Raw genomic sequence first — 17820 nt, 5'->3', positions numbered from 1 at the left:
CCGTCTGTGCCGGTCAGTGCCTGGGGGCCGGCGGGGGCTGTGTCCACAGTCCCCGCCGATTCGTGCGGCCCCTGGAGAGAGCGCGGAAAGGCTACGGCCGCTTGCTCCGCAGGGTCGATCCGATGTGAGCCGCCGCCGCGGACAAGTGGCTGCGGATGTCCCGGAGTTGATCCTCCGAGACGCCGTGATCACGGGATGCGTCACGGATGCCGTCGCGGAAGCGGTCCAGCAGGCGATCCAGATCGCGGCCGGGATCGCCGGTGGAGTCCTCGTGGGCCCAGGCCGGTTCGTACGCGGCGGGGAAGTCCTCCGGGGTGGTCGTGTACTCCGGCTCCGCGGGCGCTCCGGAGGCGGTGCGGCCGAAGCCGAACTCCTTGCCGAAGTCCTTCCCCAGGTCCTTGCCGAAGTTCTTTCCGAAGTCGCCGAACTCCTTGGCCAGTTCGGTCAGTCCCTCACGGACGCCCGTCGGCCAGTCGCCTCGCGCGAAGTGGTCCTGGACCTGGTCCTGGACGCGCTGGGCCATGCGCTGCATCTCCGCCTGGGCCTGGGCGCGTGCCTTCTCCTGCGCTTCCTTGGCCTGGCGGCGGGCGCGCTGTGCCTCGTCGCGGGCGCGGCGGCTCTCGTCCTTCGCCCGGCGGGCCTGCTCCTTCCACTCCTGCCGGACGCGGCGCATCTCCTCCTTCGCCGCCCGCCACGACTCCTTGTCCTGGTAGTCGTCGGGGCCGCCGGACTCGCCCGGCGGGGCGTCGTACTGCTTCGCCCCGGCGCCGCCCTTGGATCCACGCCGGGCCTCCGTGGCCGCCGCCCGCATCTCGCGGCGCAGGTCACCGGCCGCACCCCGGACATCCGCGCGGATCTCCGCCGCGAGCTCCGCGACCGACTCGCGGATCTCCAGCTCCAGGTCGGCCAGCTCGCCACTGCGGTCGGCCAGTTCGGCGCGGCCCGCGTCGGTGATCGCGTACACCTTGCGGCCGCCCTCGGAGGTGTGCGTGACCAGTCCCTCGGCCTCCAGCTTCGCCAGCCGGGGGTAGACGGTGCCCGCCGAGGGTGCGTACAGGCCCTGGAAACGCTCCTCCAGGAGGCGGATCACCTCGTACCCGTGGCGCGGCGCCTCGTCCAGCAACTTGAGGAGATAGAGGCGCAGTCGGCCGTGGGCGAAGACGGGAGCCATGTCAGAGCACCTTCTTGTCGGTCGGGGTGTCGGCCGGCCGGCCTTCGGCGGCATCGTCTCCGACGGTGTCGCGCTCCATGCCGGTGGCGGTGCCGCTCGTCGTGTCGCCGGTGGCGTGGCCGGCGGTGTCGCCGGGGCCGGTCGGCGGGGCCGCGTCCCGGGGTTCCGGAGCCTCGTCGTACGGCTCGTCCTCCGCCGGGGGCCTGCGCAGCAGGGCGATGGAGCCCGAGACGGTCACCGCTTTCAGCCTGCCGTTGCCCGCGCCGAGGCGGCCGGTGATCTTCTTGGCGCCCCACTGGCCGTTGACCCGCAGGTCCTCGAAGGCGCTGGAGACGGTGCCGCTCGCGGTGTTGGCCTCCACCTCGGCGTCCGCCGGGTGGGGGAGCCGGATGGCGATCTCGCCCGAGACGTTCGACAGCTGGACGTCGGTGGGCGCGCCCGTGGCGTCCAGGTCCACGATCATCGAGCCGCTCACCGATTCGGCCCGCACGGAGGTGCCGGAGCCCTCGACGACGGTCAGGTCGCCGGAGACCGAGTGGAAGCGGAGGTCGCCGGTGACGGCCTGGGCCTCCAGGTTCCCGGAGACGGTGTCCACCCGAACGGGGCCGGCGACGCGGACGAGGGTCGTGTCGCCGGTGACACCCTTCACCTCGACCCGTCCGTCCACCCCGGAGACCACGGCGGCGGCGCCGACGACGCCCACCTCGACGCGCGTGCCGGTCGGGACGGCCAGCGAGACCACCGCCGCACGGCGCCAGCCCTTGCGGTCCAGCCACTTGAGGAAGCCCTTCCAGGGAAGGTCCTCGTAGGCCACCGTGAGCGTGCCGCCCTCCTGGATCACCTGGAGCGGGGGGCCCTCCAGCTCGGACACCTCCAGCCGGGCGGAACCCTCGTCGGTCCCCACGACGTTCACTGTTCCGTTGACGACGCGTACGCGCAGCGTCGTCACGGGGTCGTCGAAGGAGAGCTTCTTCGGCTCTGCCACGGACCACTCGGACATGGTGCAGACCTCCTCGACCGGACCGGACCCGCACGCGAATCCGAACTCGACGCGCCATATCGCGTCTTCCGCTATTCACGATATATCGCGGATACGGAAAGTCAAGACACCCATTCTGGGGATCATCGCTGCGTCGATGTGGCCAAATCGCCCTAAAGTGGGGCTATGTCGACTGCCTCCGGCGCGTCCCGGGACGACCACCCGGTCCAGGCCCCCGGCGCCCTGCTCCTCTGCCGGGCCCGTCCCGAGTCGGTCGGTCCCGCCGCCCAGCTGCTGCGCGAGCGGATGCTGCTCGCCGGGGCGGGGCCCGAGTGGAGCGTGCTGGTCCCCGAGGGCAGGCCCTGGCAGCACGGCGAGGAACCCGTCGACCGGGTGCTCACCGGCTGGGCCGCGGCGCTCGCCGTCGGCGCCCCCTGGCCCGTCCTCGCCCTGTGGTGGGACACCGACCGCAGCGGCTTCACCCTGGCCTCGGGTTTCCGCCGCACCGTGGGCTACGAATGGCTGGCGAACGGCACCCCGGTCGGCGAGGACGAGGCGATGCGCACCTTCGCCGCACGCCTCGGCCTCGACCCGGTGCTCGACATGCAGTCCCTGGAACCGTTGACGCAGCCCGATCCGGCGGCCGACGCCCACGCGCGCGTGAGCGGGCTGCTCGCGGTCCTCACGCGCGCGGGGCTGGCCCTTCCGGCCGGGCTCGAACCCGGCCGGTCCGCGGACCGGCTCCGCGACGCGGCCTGGATCCGGCCCGACGCCGAGCAGATCGAGTGGACCGGCTGGCGTGCCGCCGTCGGCGCCGAACTCGACGTCGTGGAGAGCGGCGGCCTCGGGCCCTGGCTGCGCGGTCCGAGGGCGCGCACCCTCGCCGCGGCCCAGCTGGCCGTAGGCCTCCCGCTCACCGCCTGGGGCGTACGGCGCCGCAGCGGCGGCTGGATCGTCGCCGGCGCGGTCCTGATGCTCCGCGGCGTCCTCGGCCTGGCGTACGACCGTCTGCGCGCTTTCGACTGACGCGACCGCGGTTCCCCGGAGCGGGCCCGCTCTCCCGGGGATCGAGCCGCCCCAGCGCGGGGACCGGTCGCTCTGCCGCGCGGGTTCGGATGCCCCGCCACGCGGGCGCGGACGCTTGGCCACACAGGCATGGACGCGTGGCCACGCAGGCGCGGCGCCCTGCCGCACCGGCCCCGGACGCCCCGCCCGGAGCGGACCCGACACCCCCCCCACCCCACCCCGAGAAGCGGCGCCGGAGTGTCTACTCCTCGTCCTCGTCCTCGTCGTCCAGCCGGGCCAGCCAGGTCGCCAGCCGCTCCACCGGTACCTCGAAGTCCGGGTTGAGGTCGACGAACGTACGCAGCTGCTCGGCGAGCCACTCGAAGGTGACCTCTTCCTCGCCGCGCCGCTTCTCAAGTTCCTCGATGCCGCGGTCGGTGAAGTACATGGCGGGTGCTCCGTCGGTGAAAGGGAAAAGAAACGCTGGACAAAAGGATAGGCGGGGGCGCGGGGCTCCCCGAGCCCGGAGCGGGACCGGCCCCCGCCCGGCACAAACCGGAGACCCGGCCCCCTGCGAAGGGAACCGGGTCTCCGTCGTCGTACAGGCGATGCGTACCGCCGTGCCGCGGGCCTAGGCCTCGAACACCTCACGCACCAGCTGCTCCTGCTCCGCCTGGTGCCGCTTCGCGGAACCGACGGCGGGGGAGGAGGAGTGCGGACGCGAGATGCGGCGCAGGCGCTCGGCGCCCGGGACGTCCGCGCCGACCGCCAGGTCCAGGTGGTCGATCAGGTTGAGCGCGATGAACGGCCAGGCACCCTGGTTCGCCGGCTCCTCCTGGGCCCACAGGTACTTCTCGGCGTTCGGGTACTTGGCGATCTCCGCCTGGAGCTCGGCACCCGGCAGCGGGTACAGGCGCTCGATACGGATGATCGCCGTGTCCGTGGAGCCGCGCTTCTTCCGCTCGGCCTCCAGGTCGTAGTACAGCTTGCCGGCGCAGAACACGACCTTGCGCACGGCGGCCGCGTCGACCGAGTCGTCGCCGATGACCGGGCGGAACTGACCCGACGTGAACTCCTCCGCCTTCGAGGCCGCGGCCTTGAGGCGCAGCATCGACTTCGGGGTGAAGACCACCAGCGGCTTGTGGTGCGGGTTGTGCACCTGCCACCGCAGGAGGTGGAAGTAGTTCGACGGGGACGTCGGCTGGGCGACCGTCATGTTGTTCTGCGCGCACAGCTGGAGGAAGCGCTCGATCCGGGCCGAGGAGTGGTCCGGGCCCTGGCCCTCGTAGCCGTGCGGGAGCAGCAGGGTGACGCCGGACGTCTGGCCCCACTTCTGCTCGGCGGCCGAGATGTACTCGTCGACGACCGTCTGGGCGCCGTTGACGAAGTCGCCGAACTGCGCCTCCCACATCACCAGCGCGTCCGGGCGGGCCAGCGAGTAGCCGTACTCGAAGCCCATGACCGCGTACTCGGAGAGCAGCGAGTCGTAGACGTTCAGGCGGGCCTGCTCGTCCGAGAGGTACTGGAGCGGGGTGTAGTCCTCGCCCGTGACCCGGTCGATCAGCACCGCGTGACGCTGGCCGAAGGTGCCGCGGCGCGAGTCCTGGCCGGACAGCCGGACCGGCGTGCCCTCCAGGAGCAGCGAACCGATGGCGAGGGTCTCGCCCATGCCCCAGTCGATCGTGCCGTCCTCGATCATCGACGCACGGCGCTGGAGCTGCGGGAGCAGCCGCGGGTGCACGGTGACGTTGTCCGGGATGTTGACCTGGGACTCGGCGATCCGCTTCACGATCTCCTGGGAGACCGCGGTGGACACGGCGACCGGGAACTCGGCCTGGACGTCCGGGACGTGAGCCTCGGGCGCCTGCGCGACGGCCTCGCGGACCTCGGTGAAGACCTTCTCCAGCTGGCCCTGGAAGTCCTGCAGCGCCTGCTCGGCCTCTTCGAGGGTGATGTCGCCGCGACCGATCAGGGACTCGGTGTAGAGCTTGCGCACCGAGCGCTTCTTGTCGATCAGGTCGTACATCAGCGGCTGCGTGAACGCCGGGTTGTCGGACTCGTTGTGTCCGCGGCGGCGGTAGCAGATGAGGTCGATCACGACGTCCTTGTTGAACGCCTGACGGAACTCGAACGCCAGCCGCGCGACACGGACGACGGCCTCGGGGTCGTCACCGTTCACGTGGAAGATCGGCGCCTCGATCATGCGGGCCACGTCGGTGGCGTACATGGAGGAGCGCGACGACTCCGGGGCGGCGGTGAAGCCGACCTGGTTGTTGATGACGATGTGGACCGTGCCGCCCGTGCGGTAGCCGCGCAGCTGCGACATGTTGAGCGTCTCGGCGACCACACCCTGGCCGGCGAAGGCCGCGTCACCGTGCAGGGCGACGGGCAGGACGGTGAAGTCCGTGCCGCCCTTGTTGATGATGTCCTGCCTGGCGCGGACGATGCCCTCGATGACGGGGTCGACCGTCTCCAGGTGGGACGGGTTGGCGGCCAGCGCGACCTTGATCTGCTCGCCGTCCAGGCCGGTGAAGGTGCCCTGGGCGCCCAGGTGGTACTTCACGTCGCCGGAGCCGTGCATCGACTTCGGGTCGAGGTTGCCCTCGAACTCGCGGAAGATCTGCGCGTACGACTTGCCGACGATGTTCGCGAGGACGTTCAGGCGGCCGCGGTGGGCCATGCCGATGACGACCTCGTCCAGCCGGGACTCCGCGGCGCTGTCGATGACGGCGTCGAGGAGCGGGATGACGGACTCGCCGCCCTCCAGGGAGAAGCGCTTCTGGCCGACGTACTTCGTCTGCAGGAAGGTCTCGAAGGCCTCCGCCGCGTTCAGACGGCGCAGGATGCGCAGCTGCTCCTCGCGCTCCGGCTTGGTGTGCGGGCGCTCGATGCGGTCCTGGATCCACTTGCGCTGCTTCGGGTCCTGGATGTGCATGAACTCGATGCCGGTGGTGCGGCAGTACGAGTCGCGCAGCACACCGAGGATGTCGCGCAGCTTCATCAGGGACTTGCCCGCGAAGCCGCCGACGGCGAACTCGCGCTCCAGGTCCCAGAGCGTGAGGCCGTGCTCGGTGATGTCCAGGTCGGGGTGCTTGCGCTGGCGGTACTCCAGCGGGTCGGTGTCGGCCATGACGTGGCCGCGGACCCGGTAGGAGTGGATCAGCTCGAAGACACGGGCGGCCTTGGTGACGTCGTCGTCGTGGCTGGCGTCGATGTCCTTGAGCCAGCGGACCGGCTCGTAGGGGATCCGCAGCGACTCGAAGACCTCGTCGTAGAAGCCGGTCTCGCCGAGCAGGGAGTTCGCCACGACGCGCAGGAACTCGCCGGAGGCGGCGCCCTGGATGACCCGGTGGTCGTAGGTCGACGTGAGCGTCATGACCTTGGCGATGCCGAGCTTGTTCAGGGTGTCCTGGGAGGTGCCCTGGAACTCCGCCGGGTAGTCCATCGAGCCGACGCCCATGATGACCGACTGTCCGGGCATCAGACGCGGGACGGAGTGGACGGTGCCGAGGCCGCCGGGGTTGGTCAGCGAGACCGTGACGCCGGTGAAATCGTCCATCGTCAGCTTGCCGTCACGGGCGCGGCGGACGATGTCCTCGTAGGCCTGCCAGAACTCGAAGAAGTTCAGCGTCTCGGCCTTCTTGATGCCCGCGACGACCAGCTGGCGGTCACCGTTGGGCTTCACCAGGTCGATGGCGAGGCCGAAGTTGACGTGCGGAGGCTTGACGAGGGTGGGCTTCCCGTCCTTCTCCACGAAGTGCCAGTTCATCGACGGCATGGCCTTGATGGCCTGCACCATCGCGTACCCGATGAGGTGGGTGAAGGAGATCTTCCCGCCCCGGGCGCGCTTCAGATGGTTGTTGATGACGATGCGGTTGTCGAAGAGCAGCTTCACCGGGACCGCGCGCACGGACGTGGCCGTGGGCAGCTCCAGCGAGGCGTTCATGTTCTTCGCGACGGCACCGGCGGGGCCACGCAGGGTGACGTACTCGGGGCCCTCCGGCGCCTCGGTCGCCGGAGCGGCCTTCGGCTGCGCGGCGGCCGGAGCGGCCTTCGCGGGAGCCGGGGCCGCAGCGGCGGGCTTCGGAGCCGCGGGAGCGGCTGCCGGAGCGGGCGCGGGCGCGGCCTGGGGAGGAGCCTGGCGAGCCGCGGGCGCCACGGGGGCGGCCGGCGCGGACGTGGTGGTCCCTGCGGCCCCCGCGGCCGCAGTACCCGCCGCACCCGAGGCGGCGGGTACTGCGGCCGCGCCGGGCTTGTAATCGGCGAAGAAGTCCCACCAGGCTCGGTCTACCGAATTCGGGTCCTGGAGGTACTGCTGATAGATCTCGTCGACGAGCCACTCGTTGGCACCGAAGGCGGCCGCGGGGTTCTTCCCGGCGGCTTGGTCATCGGTCGAGATGCTCGAGTTACTGGGGGACTGTGACGACACGGCGGCAACCGCCCTCTTCCGCTTCACAAGGTGATGGACAGCGGGAATAAAGGCTACGCCTCCCTGGCCGAGAAGGTCAGGCCGGGCCCGTCCAACGTCGCGCAAGTCACATCGGAATCCGTGTTTCGGCTGTGGAAATGGCGGGAAACAAGCGGGGTTCCGCTTCGGAATGGGTACGTCGACCGGGGGGCACGGCGTGACTCACGCGGCCCTGTGCCTGATCACACGTGTACGCCGGCGGCGACAGCGACGGATCTTGCGGCTCCGGTTCGAACTTTACGTCAACTTGGCAGAGGAGGGAGTCCCGGAAGGATGACCTGGATCCGGCAGCCCCGCTGGGATTCGGCCACGCCGATGCGTCCGCCGTGCAGATCGACCGCCCAGCGGGCGATGGCCAGGCCCAGACCCGTACCGCCGTCGCTGCCCGGACCGTGCGGCGCGGGCACCCCGCCCCGGTTGAACCGCTCGAAGACGCGGTGCCACTCCGACTTCGGAATTCCGGGCCCCTCGTCCAGGACCTCCAGGGCCAGCGACTCGGGGTAGGCGCCGCGCCGCGCCTTCACCGTCACCCGGCCGTGCGGCGGGCTGTGCTTGACGGCGTTGTCGATGAGATTCGCCACGACCTGGTGGATCCGCTCCGGGTCCGCGTGCGCGGTCAGCTCCGGCGGGGACACGTCGAGGTGCAGGTGGACGTCCGTGCGGGTGTGGCTGCCGGAGCCCGAGGCGATGTCCGCGCGCGCGGAGGCGACCATGTTGGCCTCCTTCAGCACACCGGACAGATAGGGCCACACCTCGAAGCGGCGCCTGCGCAGCGGCACGACGCCGTTGTCCAGCCGGGACAGGTCGAGGAGGGTCTCCACCAGCCGCCCGAGCCGCTCCGTCTGCTTCAGCGCCGTGCGCATCGTCTCGGGGTCGGCCGCCGAGACGCCGTCCACGACGTTCTCCAGGACCGCGCGCAGGCCGGCGATGGGGGTGCGCAGCTCGTGCGAGACATTCGCCACGAGTTCCTTGCGCTGGCGGTCCTGGGCCTCCAGCTCGTCCGCCATGAGGTTGATCGTCTGGGCCAGGTCGCCCAGCTCGTCCCGCCGGTCGTCACGCACCCGCCGGGTGTAGTCGCCGTGCGAGATGGAGCGGGCCACGGCGTTCATCTCGTCCAGCGGCGCGGTGAGCGAATGCGCCACGAACTGCGTGATGAGCAGGGTGGCGATCATCGAGAAGACCGTGATGAAGCGGAGCTCCGTCTTGGTGTGCACCGCGATCATCGACAGACCCGTGGTGATGAGCACGGAGATGACGACCAGCGCGCCCAGTTTGGTCTTGATCGAGAAGGGCCGTACACCGCCCCAGGGGCCCGCGCTCCTGCGCTCCCCGGACGCGCGCTCGCCGAGCCCGCGTCCTCTCTCTCCGAGTCCGCTCATCACATCAGCCCCTCACGCAGGTCCCGATCACGCGGGTCCCGACGTTCCGACGGAGCCCCGGCTCAGGGAGTCGGGGTCTCGAGTGCGTAGCCCACGCCGTGCACCGTACGGATCCGCTCGGCACCGATCTTGCGACGCAGCGCCTTGATGTGGCTGTCGACGGTGCGGGTGCCGGAGGCGTCCGCCCAGTCCCACACCTCGGCGAGCAACTGCTCGCGCGAGAGTACGGCACGCGGCGTGTTCGCGAGGCAGACGAGGAGATCGAATTCGGTGGGAGTGAGGTGCACGTCCTCGCTGCGCACCCGGACCCGGCGCTGCGCGTGGTCGATCTCCAGCTCGCCGAGGCGCAGGATGCCGCTGCGCGGCGTGGAGGCCGCGACCACCGCGCGCTCGACCCTGCGGAGCAGGACGTGCACGCGGGCGGCCAGCTCACGCATCGAGAACGGCTTGGTCATGTAGTCGTCGGCACCGACGCCGAGCCCGACCAGCATGTCGGTCTCGTCGTCGCGCGCGGTGAGCATCAGCACCGGCACCGGGCGGGCGGCCTGCACGCGGCGGCAGACCTCCAGTCCGTCGAAGCCGGGCAGCATGATGTCGAGGATCAGCAGATCGGGCTGCCAGGCCTCGGCGGTGTCGACGGCGGCCGGACCGTCGCCCGCGGTTTGCACGAGGAATCCCTCGGCTCTCAGGCGGGCCGCGATGGCGTCGACGATCGTCGGGTCGTCCTCGACGACCAATACCCGGCGCTGAGCGCCCTGGGTCGCCGCCGTGCCGTTCTGGGAGGTGTGTGTCTGCTCCATCGCCCGCCCCTGAAGTGTGCTTTCCGGAATCCGTGGGGTGATCCCATGACTGCGCTTGACGCTTGAATGATCCGCGTCAGGCAAGCAGGGTACGGGCAGTCGCCGTGCCTCGGCTATCCAGGCCTTACCGCGAGGTGCACCACGTCGGGAACGCCCCGGGCAACAGGGATCTCTTCGGTACGGATCCGCTGGAATCCGGCATTCCGCAAGGATCCTTCAAATTCCGGAGAGGGCTGCGCCGACCACACGGCGAGCACGCCGCCCGGCTTCAACATCCTTGCGCAGCCTGCCAGTCCGGACGTTCCGTACAGGCCCGCGTTGCCCTCGGTGACCGTCCAGCCGGGTCCGTTGTCGATGTCGAGGCACAACGCGTCGAACGTGTCGGAGATCTCATTGACGTACTCGACGAGATCGGACTCGACGATCTCCGTGCGCGGGTCGGCGAGCGCCCGGGCCGTGAGTCCGGCGAGCGGGCCGTCCCGGTGCCAGTCGATGACGGCCCGCTCCCGCTCGACCACCGTGATGCGCCCCCAGCGTGGGTCGGCGGCCGCGTGCGCGAGCGAGAAGCCGACGCCGAGCCCGCCGATCAGCACACTCGGCTCGGGGCGCCCGTCCAGGGCGTCGTACGCCGCGTCCACGAGCAGTCGCTCGGAACGCCCGTCGGACGTGTCCATCAGGAAGCACCCGTTGGCGATGATCTGCAGCAGCGCGCCGTGGCGCCGCAACACGACCTCGCCGTACGGGCCTTGGCGGCGGTCGATGACCACAGGGATGTCGTACGAGGCAGTCATGGCCGCCATCCTGGCAGTTTCACCGGAACGGCCGGCCGGAATTTCGCCCGGGGCCCGGCTCCCAGGGGAACGCCGGATCCCGCGTGTCGTCGGGCACGTCGGACGCGACGCCCGCGCCGCCGCCAACGAGCGCGGCGGGCCGATGGGCGGCCGCGCCTGGGTCGTCGCCCACCCGAAGGCGACGTCGAGGGGCGCCGTGCCGCTCGCGCCGAGGTCGGCGATCGGGGCGGCGGCCCGGTCGGCGATCTCGGGGAGGGCGACAGGCCGTTCGAGGTTGACGCACACCCGTCCGGGCGCCGCGTTCAGCAGTCGCGGGATGTCCTTCAACCCGTCCTCGGGGAAGGCGAGTGAGCCGGCGTGGAAGAAGGAGTCGAAGAGCCGGGGAGGCGACCCGGAGGGACAGAGCGACCGCGCGGCCCTCTGTCCCTCGAAGAGACGTGGGCGGGGCCCGCTAGTTGGTGAGCGAGCCGTTCTGGGCGTCGGACGCGGACTGCCAGGCCTGCATGCCCGCTCGGGACGCCTCCTTGGCCTGCTGCCACTTGATGGCCGCCTGCTGGGCCGGGGGCACATCCATGTCGCGGATCAGGCGCCGACCTGCGGAGAACACGGCGACCGCCGCGATGACCATGCCGGTGCACGCCACTACGGCACCGGTCACGGTGAGCACGGCGCCGGTGGTGACGAGCCGGCTGTCGATGTCGATCGTGTGCTGGGGGTGGTGATGGTTCATGACTCCACCTTCCAACGGCAGGCGGCCACCTCGCATCCCGATCAACAGCCCGAGCGGCCGTGCAGCCCGCGTCGCGGGAGGTGCCGCCCTGGTGGACGGCGAGGGGGTGACGGGTGACCGGAGCCGCCGGCGACGTACGACGATCGTCCGTGCCAGCCGCCGCGCACCAGGTCGGCTCGCCATGTGAGCCCGACCCTGGTCACGGGGGAGACCCACACCACCGACTCGTCTCTTCCGGAGAGACGTGCGTACGCCGTTCGAGGAATCCAGTTCCCAGGGCCGTCCCGTCATCCCCGGCGGGCGCACGACGACAGCTACGGATCCCCGGCGGACGCACGACGACAGCTACGGATCCCCGGCGGACGCACGACGACAGCTACGGCACTCTCCCAAGCCCTTCGAGCAGGGCGGGACCCCCACGCCGCGTTGTCGGGTCACCCGCATTTCCCCCCGTATGAGGACGACCCTCCGCCCTGCGATGCACCGCATCTGACACCGTGCGCTGACCCACCGGGGAGTACGGGACAGCCCTTAGGGCCGGTCCCCGACGAAGTGCCCGCTCAGCAGGGGTGCCTCCACCCGCCACCCCAATGACTCGTACAGCGCCCGCCCCTCCGGCGTCCCCGCCAGGACTCCGGTCCCGGCGCCCTGGTCCGCGGCGACGCGGGTGAGGGTCCGCACGACGAAGCGGCCGAGCCCCCGCCGCCGGTGCTCCACCGACGTCTCTATCTGGTCGACGACCGCCGTCCCGCCCGTGGGGGCGATCTGGCCGCGGGCCGCCCAGGAGCCGTCCGACGCCGTGACCAGGGCGCGCGTGACGCCACCGCGGGTCCAGGTGCGCAGCCGGTAGCCGGGGGGAAGGGCATCGTCCGGGGTGGCGCCGCCCGCGTCCGTCAGGGGCACGGACATCAGGTAGCCGGGCTCGGGGTCGATCCACCAGCCCGCGCCGAGCCAGGGCCGGACGTCCGAGGGCTCGGCGAAGACCTTGAGCCAGACTCCGGCCGCGGTCACCGCGTCCGCGACCTTGCGGACCGGGGCCTCCTCGACCCGGTCGTTCGTCGCCCCGAGGACATGGCGCGTCACGTGCCCCTTCTGTCCCACGTCGATCGTGTACCCCCATCCCTCGACGACGGGCGGCGCCGCCCCGCGCGAGACGACCCATCCGTCCACCCACGCCCGCACGATCCTGTCCACCGCTGCCCCCTGCGCTCGCTTCCGGTCATGTAATGGCCACTACAGGACGTAGACCATTACCTGCCCGGTGATGATGCCAGGGCGGCCCGGCGTCGCGCCACCCCCTTGAAGGGCGCTCGGGCGGCGGCCTCCCGCTCGACCGGATCCGACCCCGCGGACCGCTGATGACCAGCGGTGATGCGCGGGGGGCTGCGGCCGGTCGGAAGTGATCGCTCAGAGCGAACAGTCCCAGGGGAACATTGGGGGACCTTCGTGCATTGAGTCGGCATAGCTCAACTTGACTGCCGAAGGGGAGATCATGGCTTCGACGTCCGCATCACTCACCCTGCCCGTGCTGCCGCTCGACGACGAGGTCGTGCTGCCCGGGATGGTGGTTCCGCTGGATCTGAACGACACCGATGTGCGTGCCGCGGTGGAGGCCGCCCAGGCCGCTGCCCGGTCAACGCCCGGCAAGCCTCAGGTACTCCTGGTGCCACGCATCGACGGGACCTACGCGAGCACCGGAGTGCTCGGCACCGTCGAACAGGTCGGCCGGCTGGCCGACGGCGACCCGGGCGCGCTGATCCGCGGGCGCGGGCGCGTGCAGGTCGGCGCGGGGACCACCGGTCCCGGTGCCGCGCTCTGGGTCGAGGGCACCCGGATCGAGGAGACGGTGCCCGACCCCCTGCCCGGCCGGGTCGCCGACCTGGTGAAGGAATACAAGGCCCTGGCCACCAGCTGGCTGCGCAAGCGCGCCGCCTGGCAGGTCGTGGACAGGGTGCAGCAGATCGACGATGTTTCCGCCCTTGCCGACAATTCCGGTTACTCACCGTTCCTGACCGTCCAGCAGAAGGTCGAGCTGCTGGAGACCGCCGACCCCGTGGCCCGGCTGAAGCTCGCCACCGAGCAGCTCCGCGAGCACCTCGCCGAGCAGGATGTCGCCGAGTCCATCGCCAAGGACGTCCAGGAGGGCGTCGACAAGCAGCAGCGCGAGTTCCTGCTGCGGCGCCAGCTCGAAGCCGTACGCAAGGAACTGCGCGACCTCAAGGGCGAGGACGGCGAGGACGAGTCCGACGACTACCGCGCCCGCGTCGAGGCCGCCGATCTTCCGGAGAACGTCCGTGAGGCCGCCCTCAAGGAGGTCGAGAAGCTGGAGCGGTCCAGTGACCAGTCGCCCGAGGGCAGCTGGATCAGGACCTGGCTCGACACCGTCCTGGAGCTGCCGTGGAACGAGCGGACCGAGGACGCGTACGACATCCAGGGCGCCCAGTCCGTGCTCGACGCCGAGCACGCCGGGCTGGAGGACGTGAAGGAGCGCATCACCGAGTACCTCGCCGTGCGCAAGCGGCGCTCCGAGCGCGGTCTCGGAGTCGTCGGCGGCCGGCGCGGCGGTGCCGTGCTCGCGCTCGTCGGCCCGCCCGGCGTCGGCAAGACCTCGCTCGGCGAGTCCGTTGCGCACGCCATGGGCCGCAAGTTCGTCCGTGTCGCCCTCGGCGGCGTACGGGACGAGGCCGAGATCCGCGGACACCGCCGTACGTACGTCGGCGCGCTGCCCGGCCGGATCGTCCGCGCCATCAAGGAGGCCGGGTCGATGAACCCGGTGGTCCTGCTCGACGAGATCGACAAGGTCGGCTCCGACTTCCGGGGCGACCCGGCTGCGGCGCTGCTCGAAGTCCTCGACCCGGCGCAGAACCACACCTTCCGCGACCACTACCTGGAGGTCGAACTCGACCTCTCCGACGTCGTGTTCCTGGCCACGGCCAATGTGCTCGAAGCCATCCCGGAGGCCCTGCTCGACCGCATGGAGCTGGTCCGCCTCGACGGCTACACCGAGGACGAGAAGGTCGTCATCGCCCGGGACCACCTGCTGCCGCGTCAGCTGGAGCGGGCCGGTCTCGAGAAGGACGAGGTCGTCCTCGCGGAGAGCGCGCTGCGCAGGCTCGCCGGGGAGTACACCCGGGAAGCGGGCGTGCGCAATCTGGAGCGGGGCATCGCCCGGCTGCTGCGCAAGGTCGCGGCCCAGCACGAACTGGGCGAGCGGGAGCTGCCGTTCACGGTGACCGACGCCGACCTGCGCGGGCTCATCGGGCGCCCGCACCATGTGCCCGAGTCCGCTCAGGACCCGGCCGAGCGCCGTACGGCGGTGCCCGGTGTCGCCACCGGTCTGGCCGTGACCGGCGCGGGCGGTGACGTCCTCTATGTGGAGGCGTCGCTGGCCGACCCGGAGACGGGCGCGGCGGGTCTGACCCTCACCGGTCAGCTGGGCGACGTGATGAAGGAGTCGGCACAGATCGCGCTCTCCTTCCTGCGCTCGCACGGAGCGGAGCTCGAACTGCCCGTCGGTGACCTGAAGGACCGGGGAGCGCACATCCACTTCCCGGCGGGCGCCGTCCCCAAGGACGGCCCGAGCGCGGGCGTCACGATGACGACCGCCCTGGCGTCGCTCCTGTCGGGCCGGCTGGTCCGCACCGACGTGGCCATGACCGGCGAGGTCTCGCTGACCGGCCGTGTCCTGCCCATCGGCGGTGTGAAGCAGAAGCTGCTCGCCGCGCACCGGGCGGGTGTCACGACCGTGATCATCCCGAAGCGCAACGAGGCCGATCTGGACGACGTCCCGGCCGAGGTCCTGGACAAGCTCGACGTCCACGCCGTCACGGACGTCCGCCAGGTCCTGGAGCTGGCACTCGCGCCGGCGACGAACGGCGCCGTGCCGGAGGTTCCGGTGGCGGCGTGACGGACGCCCATCGGAGGGGAAGGCCCGGGTCCCGTGAGGGAGGCCCGGGCCTTCGCCGTACGTCAGGCGCGTGCGCGGTACGTCAGGTGCCCGCGCCGCACGTCCTGCGCGGGTCAGCCGTTGGCGAGGGCCACCACGCGGTCCAGGGCGCCGTTGAACTTGTCGTGGTCCCCGACCGTCGGGCCGGACGAGGTGTACTGCCACATCGTGTAGTAGCCCCAGCCCGCGGGGAGCGTCCCCGGATCGGAGGCGTAGCGCGCGATCCACAACGGGTTGGCGGAGGCGAAGCCGCCGTAGTTGCCGGTGCACTGGGTCCACCAGGTGGCGGCCGTGTAGATCACCGCGTCGCGCCCGGTGCGGGCCTTGTACTGGGTGAGGAAGCCGCTGATCCAGCTGACCATCGCGCTCTGTGTCTTGCCGTAGCAGGCGGCCCCGTACGGGTTCCACTCGATGTCGAGGACGCCGGGCAGGGTCTTGCCGTCCCTGGACCAGCCGCCGCCGTGCTCGACGAAGTAGTTGGCCTGGGTGGCGCCGGTCGTGGTGTCCGGGGTCGCGAAGTGGTACGAGCCTCGGATCATGCCGACGTTGTACGCGCCGTTGTACTGCTGGGCGAAGTACGGGTTCGTGTAGTACGTCCCCTCGGTCGCCTTGGTGTAGGCCCACCTGACCCCGCTGCTCCACAGCGTCGACCAGGCGACGTTGCCCTGGTACCCGGAGACGTCCACGCCTTCCGTCCGGGTGGCGTCACCGGTGGACGGCGTGCCGTCCTGGCCGTCATGGGCGATGACCCCGATGCCCATCCGGGCGGAACCCCGGGCGGGGGTGTCGGCGGCGGAGGAGGGGAGGGAGTACAGGAGGGAGAAGGCGGCGAGCAGGGTTCCTACCGCGAGCACGCGCAGGCGGTGGGCCGTTCCGGATCTGTGCACGGGCATGTGCGTGCCTCCGAAGGGCGATGGAACTCCGGAGGGGCTCGGTGGAGCTCGCCGGAGCTCGGTGGGGGGAGAGCGCGGGCACGCGTGCCGAAGGGGGGATCAGGTCGTCCTTGACCTGGGGTGGCGTGCGCATGCCAGCGAATAAGGTTCTGATAAAGAAGCTACGCACGTAGACGACGGCGTGGGAAGAGGGGCCGGAGGCTGCCGTTGGTCTACGCCTGCGAAATACTGGCGGAGCTGCGGCAACGGCGAGTTCTGGCAGAAACTTTCAGGATCGGGAAACCGGGTCAGGGGTGCTGACGTGCACGAGCACGGAAACGACGGCGGACGTCCGGTCGCATCCGACGTGTCGGGAAATGGTGTGGACCGGCCCGCGACGCACGGCGGCGCGGAGCGCGAGTTCCTTTCCCTGGAACGCGAGTTGACCGTGTTCCTGCGCCGCGCCCGCGCCAACCAGGGGGAGATGGCCCGCGAGGTCCATCCGGACCTGGAGTCCGCCGCGTACGGACTGCTCGTCCGCCTCGAGGAGTGCGGACGGCAGCGCGCCACGGAACTCGCCGCCTACATCGGCGTCGGCAAGGCCACCATGTCCCGGCAGCTGCGCGCCCTGGAGGAGTTGGGCCTCGTGGCGCGCGAACCCGACCCCGCGGACGGCCGCGCCTGGCTCGTCCACCTCACCGAGGAGGGCCGCGGCCGCGTCACCAGCGTCCGCGAGGCCCGCCGCGCCCGCTACGTCAGCCAACTCGCCCACTGGGACCAGAACGAGGTCGCGGAACTCGCCCGGCTGCTGCACCAGCTGAACCTCGGCATGGAGAAGTAGCCCACCGGCCGGCCGCCGTTCCCGTCCTCTCGCGGCCCCCCGTGTCGCCTCACAGCTCCACGAACACCACCGTCGCGTCGTCGTGCCTCTTGCCCCGCCGAGGCCGCGACCCCTCCGGCGCGTCCGCGCGTTCCAGACCCCGGACGCGCTCGACGAGGGCGGGGGACCCCTCGTCGCGGACGAGGGCGAACAGGTCGGCCCAGTCGCCCCCGTGGAACCGCTCCACCCAGCGGGTGGCGCCGTCCGTGAGGGCCGCCAGGGCGCGGACGGAGGCGCGGGGGAGTGTGCCTGTCACCGCGCGGGCGGCCACCGAGGGGTCCGCGGCCGCCGTGAAGAAGCCGCCCTCCCTGTTGCGGACGGTGGCGTCGGCGACGGCGTCCGTGGCGAGCGAGGAGCGAGGGAGGCGGGAGAGGCGGTCGTCCAGCAGGGCGGTCACCTCACCGGCGGGCGATTCCACCAGCAGGGCGGAGTCGGAGAGCACCAGGTACTCGACGTCGGACGGGGACCACCGTGCGAGGACGACGGTTGCCTGGGGTGTGCGCGGGTGAGAAAGGTCACAGGTGCCGGCGTGCGCCTCGGCCACCCGGCCGATCGCCCGCGACAGGACCTCCGGCAGGGGCAAATCCCCCTGCGAAACGGACAGTTCGGTCAGTGCCCCGCCGAGCCGGGTGGAGAACCAGGCGACCGGATGAACACAGCCGTAGCCGCCGCGCGGGGGTGTCACCCCGTCCAGCACCACCAGTGAACCGCCCTGTCCTGAAGCGGGAAGTCCGACCGATGCGAAGTCCTCATTGGGGCGGTCCGGGTCACCGGGCTCCGAGACGAGTTCAGTGCGCAT

Annotated in this window: 14 protein-coding genes; 3 read left to right on the top strand and 11 right to left on the bottom strand. The window is 71.2% G+C overall.

Features of this window, described 5'->3' with window-relative positions; genetic code table 11:
- Positions 1-91 precede the first annotated feature (91 nt).
- Both ACFWBT_RS11150 and ACFWBT_RS11145 read right to left on the bottom strand, forming a co-directional pair.
- Positions 92-1171 (bottom strand): helix-turn-helix transcriptional regulator, encoded by a 1080-nt coding sequence (locus ACFWBT_RS11150; RefSeq protein ID WP_385698207.1) that lies wholly within the window; start codon positions 1169-1171, stop codon positions 92-94.
- A gap of 1 nt (position 1172) precedes the next feature.
- Positions 1173-2171, bottom strand: coding sequence for a DUF4097 domain-containing protein (locus ACFWBT_RS11145; RefSeq protein ID WP_385698205.1), 999 nt, complete (start codon positions 2169-2171; stop codon positions 1173-1175).
- A 165-nt stretch (positions 2172-2336) separates the two neighbouring features.
- Between ACFWBT_RS11145 and ACFWBT_RS11140 the strand changes: the two genes are divergently transcribed.
- Positions 2337-3176: a hypothetical protein gene (locus ACFWBT_RS11140; RefSeq protein ID WP_385698203.1), complete on the top strand. Its 840-nt coding sequence runs from the start codon at positions 2337-2339 to the stop codon at positions 3174-3176.
- Positions 3177-3417: 241 nt separating this feature from the next.
- Here the strand turns inward: ACFWBT_RS11140 and ACFWBT_RS11135 are convergent, their stop codons facing one another.
- The 7 genes from ACFWBT_RS11135 to ACFWBT_RS11105 all read right to left on the bottom strand — a co-directional run bounded on the left by ACFWBT_RS11135 (position 3418) and on the right by ACFWBT_RS11105 (position 12517).
- The gene (locus ACFWBT_RS11135) at positions 3418-3603 is read right to left on the bottom strand and encodes a DUF6104 family protein (protein ID WP_030190019.1); all 186 of its coding nucleotides are present in this window, start codon (positions 3601-3603) and stop codon (positions 3418-3420) included.
- 183 nt (positions 3604-3786) lie between these two features.
- Positions 3787-7584: a multifunctional oxoglutarate decarboxylase/oxoglutarate dehydrogenase thiamine pyrophosphate-binding subunit/dihydrolipoyllysine-residue succinyltransferase subunit gene (locus tag ACFWBT_RS11130; RefSeq protein ID WP_385698201.1), complete on the bottom strand. Its 3798-nt coding sequence runs from the start codon at positions 7582-7584 to the stop codon at positions 3787-3789.
- A 281-nt stretch (positions 7585-7865) separates the two neighbouring features.
- Positions 7866-9002, bottom strand: a complete 1137-nt coding sequence (locus ACFWBT_RS11125) for an ATP-binding protein (protein ID WP_385698199.1) — start codon at positions 9000-9002, stop codon at positions 7866-7868.
- Between the two features lie 62 nt (positions 9003-9064).
- A complete protein-coding gene (locus ACFWBT_RS11120) occupies positions 9065-9802 on the bottom strand; it encodes a response regulator transcription factor (protein WP_266762665.1) in 738 nt (245 codons plus the stop codon).
- A gap of 113 nt (positions 9803-9915) precedes the next feature.
- Positions 9916-10593, bottom strand: coding sequence for a spermidine synthase (locus ACFWBT_RS11115; RefSeq protein ID WP_385698226.1), 678 nt, complete (start codon positions 10591-10593; stop codon positions 9916-9918).
- Between the two features lie 451 nt (positions 10594-11044).
- Positions 11045-11323 carry a hypothetical protein gene (locus tag ACFWBT_RS11110; RefSeq protein ID WP_385698197.1) on the bottom strand — a complete coding sequence of 93 codons (279 nt, stop codon included), beginning with the start codon at positions 11321-11323 and terminating at the stop codon, positions 11045-11047.
- Between the two features lie 531 nt (positions 11324-11854).
- Positions 11855-12517 (bottom strand): GNAT family N-acetyltransferase, encoded by a 663-nt coding sequence (locus ACFWBT_RS11105; protein ID WP_385698195.1) that lies wholly within the window; start codon positions 12515-12517, stop codon positions 11855-11857.
- A 298-nt stretch (positions 12518-12815) separates the two neighbouring features.
- Here ACFWBT_RS11105 and lon point away from each other — a divergent pair, with 298 nt between their 5' ends.
- Positions 12816-15230, top strand: coding sequence for an endopeptidase La (gene lon / locus ACFWBT_RS11100; RefSeq protein WP_385698193.1), 2415 nt, complete (start codon positions 12816-12818; stop codon positions 15228-15230).
- Between the two features lie 113 nt (positions 15231-15343).
- Here the strand turns inward: lon and ACFWBT_RS11095 are convergent, their stop codons facing one another.
- Positions 15344-16162 (bottom strand): lysozyme, encoded by an 819-nt coding sequence (locus ACFWBT_RS11095; RefSeq protein ID WP_385698192.1) that lies wholly within the window; start codon positions 16160-16162, stop codon positions 15344-15346.
- Between the two features lie 301 nt (positions 16163-16463).
- Between ACFWBT_RS11095 and ACFWBT_RS11090 the strand changes: the two genes are divergently transcribed.
- Entirely contained in the window at positions 16464-16982 is a 519-nt protein-coding gene (locus tag ACFWBT_RS11090) for a MarR family winged helix-turn-helix transcriptional regulator (RefSeq protein WP_385698189.1), read from the top strand.
- Positions 16983-17031: 49 nt separating this feature from the next.
- Here the strand turns inward: ACFWBT_RS11090 and ACFWBT_RS11085 are convergent, their stop codons facing one another.
- Positions 17032-17820, bottom strand: a complete 789-nt coding sequence (locus tag ACFWBT_RS11085; RefSeq protein ID WP_385698188.1) for a protein phosphatase 2C domain-containing protein — start codon at positions 17818-17820, stop codon at positions 17032-17034.

The sequence above is a fragment of the Streptomyces sp. NPDC060027 genome, from assembly GCF_042737005.1.
GTDB lineage: Bacteria > Actinomycetota > Actinomycetes > Streptomycetales > Streptomycetaceae > Streptomyces.
This window is presented reverse-complemented; position numbering and strand designations above follow the sequence as displayed.

Excerpts from the sequence above, each read along its gene's own strand:
- ACFWBT_RS11150 (WP_385698207.1), bottom strand. The coding sequence starts at position 1,171 with ATGGCTCCCGTCTTCGCCCACGGCCGACTGCGCCTCTATCTCCTCAAG.
- ACFWBT_RS11135 (WP_030190019.1), bottom strand. The coding sequence starts at position 3,603 with ATGTACTTCACCGACCGCGGCATCGAGGAACTTGAGAAGCGGCGCGGC.
- ACFWBT_RS11120 (WP_266762665.1), bottom strand. The coding sequence starts at position 9,802 with ATGGAGCAGACACACACCTCCCAGAACGGCACGGCGGCGACCCAGGGC.
- ACFWBT_RS11095 (WP_385698192.1), bottom strand. The coding sequence starts at position 16,162 with ATGCCCGTGCACAGATCCGGAACGGCCCACCGCCTGCGCGTGCTCGCG.
- ACFWBT_RS11140 (WP_385698203.1), top strand. The coding sequence starts at position 2,337 with ATGTCGACTGCCTCCGGCGCGTCCCGGGACGACCACCCGGTCCAGGCC.
- ACFWBT_RS11115 (WP_385698226.1), bottom strand. The coding sequence starts at position 10,593 with ATGACTGCCTCGTACGACATCCCTGTGGTCATCGACCGCCGCCAAGGC.
- ACFWBT_RS11125 (WP_385698199.1), bottom strand. The coding sequence starts at position 9,002 with ATGAGCGGACTCGGAGAGAGAGGACGCGGGCTCGGCGAGCGCGCGTCC.
- ACFWBT_RS11085 (WP_385698188.1), bottom strand. The coding sequence starts at position 17,820 with ATGCGCACTGAACTCGTCTCGGAGCCCGGTGACCCGGACCGCCCCAAT.
- ACFWBT_RS11110 (WP_385698197.1), bottom strand. The coding sequence starts at position 11,323 with ATGAACCATCACCACCCCCAGCACACGATCGACATCGACAGCCGGCTC.
- ACFWBT_RS11145 (WP_385698205.1), bottom strand. The coding sequence starts at position 2,171 with ATGTCCGAGTGGTCCGTGGCAGAGCCGAAGAAGCTCTCCTTCGACGAC.
- lon (WP_385698193.1), top strand. The coding sequence starts at position 12,816 with ATGGCTTCGACGTCCGCATCACTCACCCTGCCCGTGCTGCCGCTCGAC.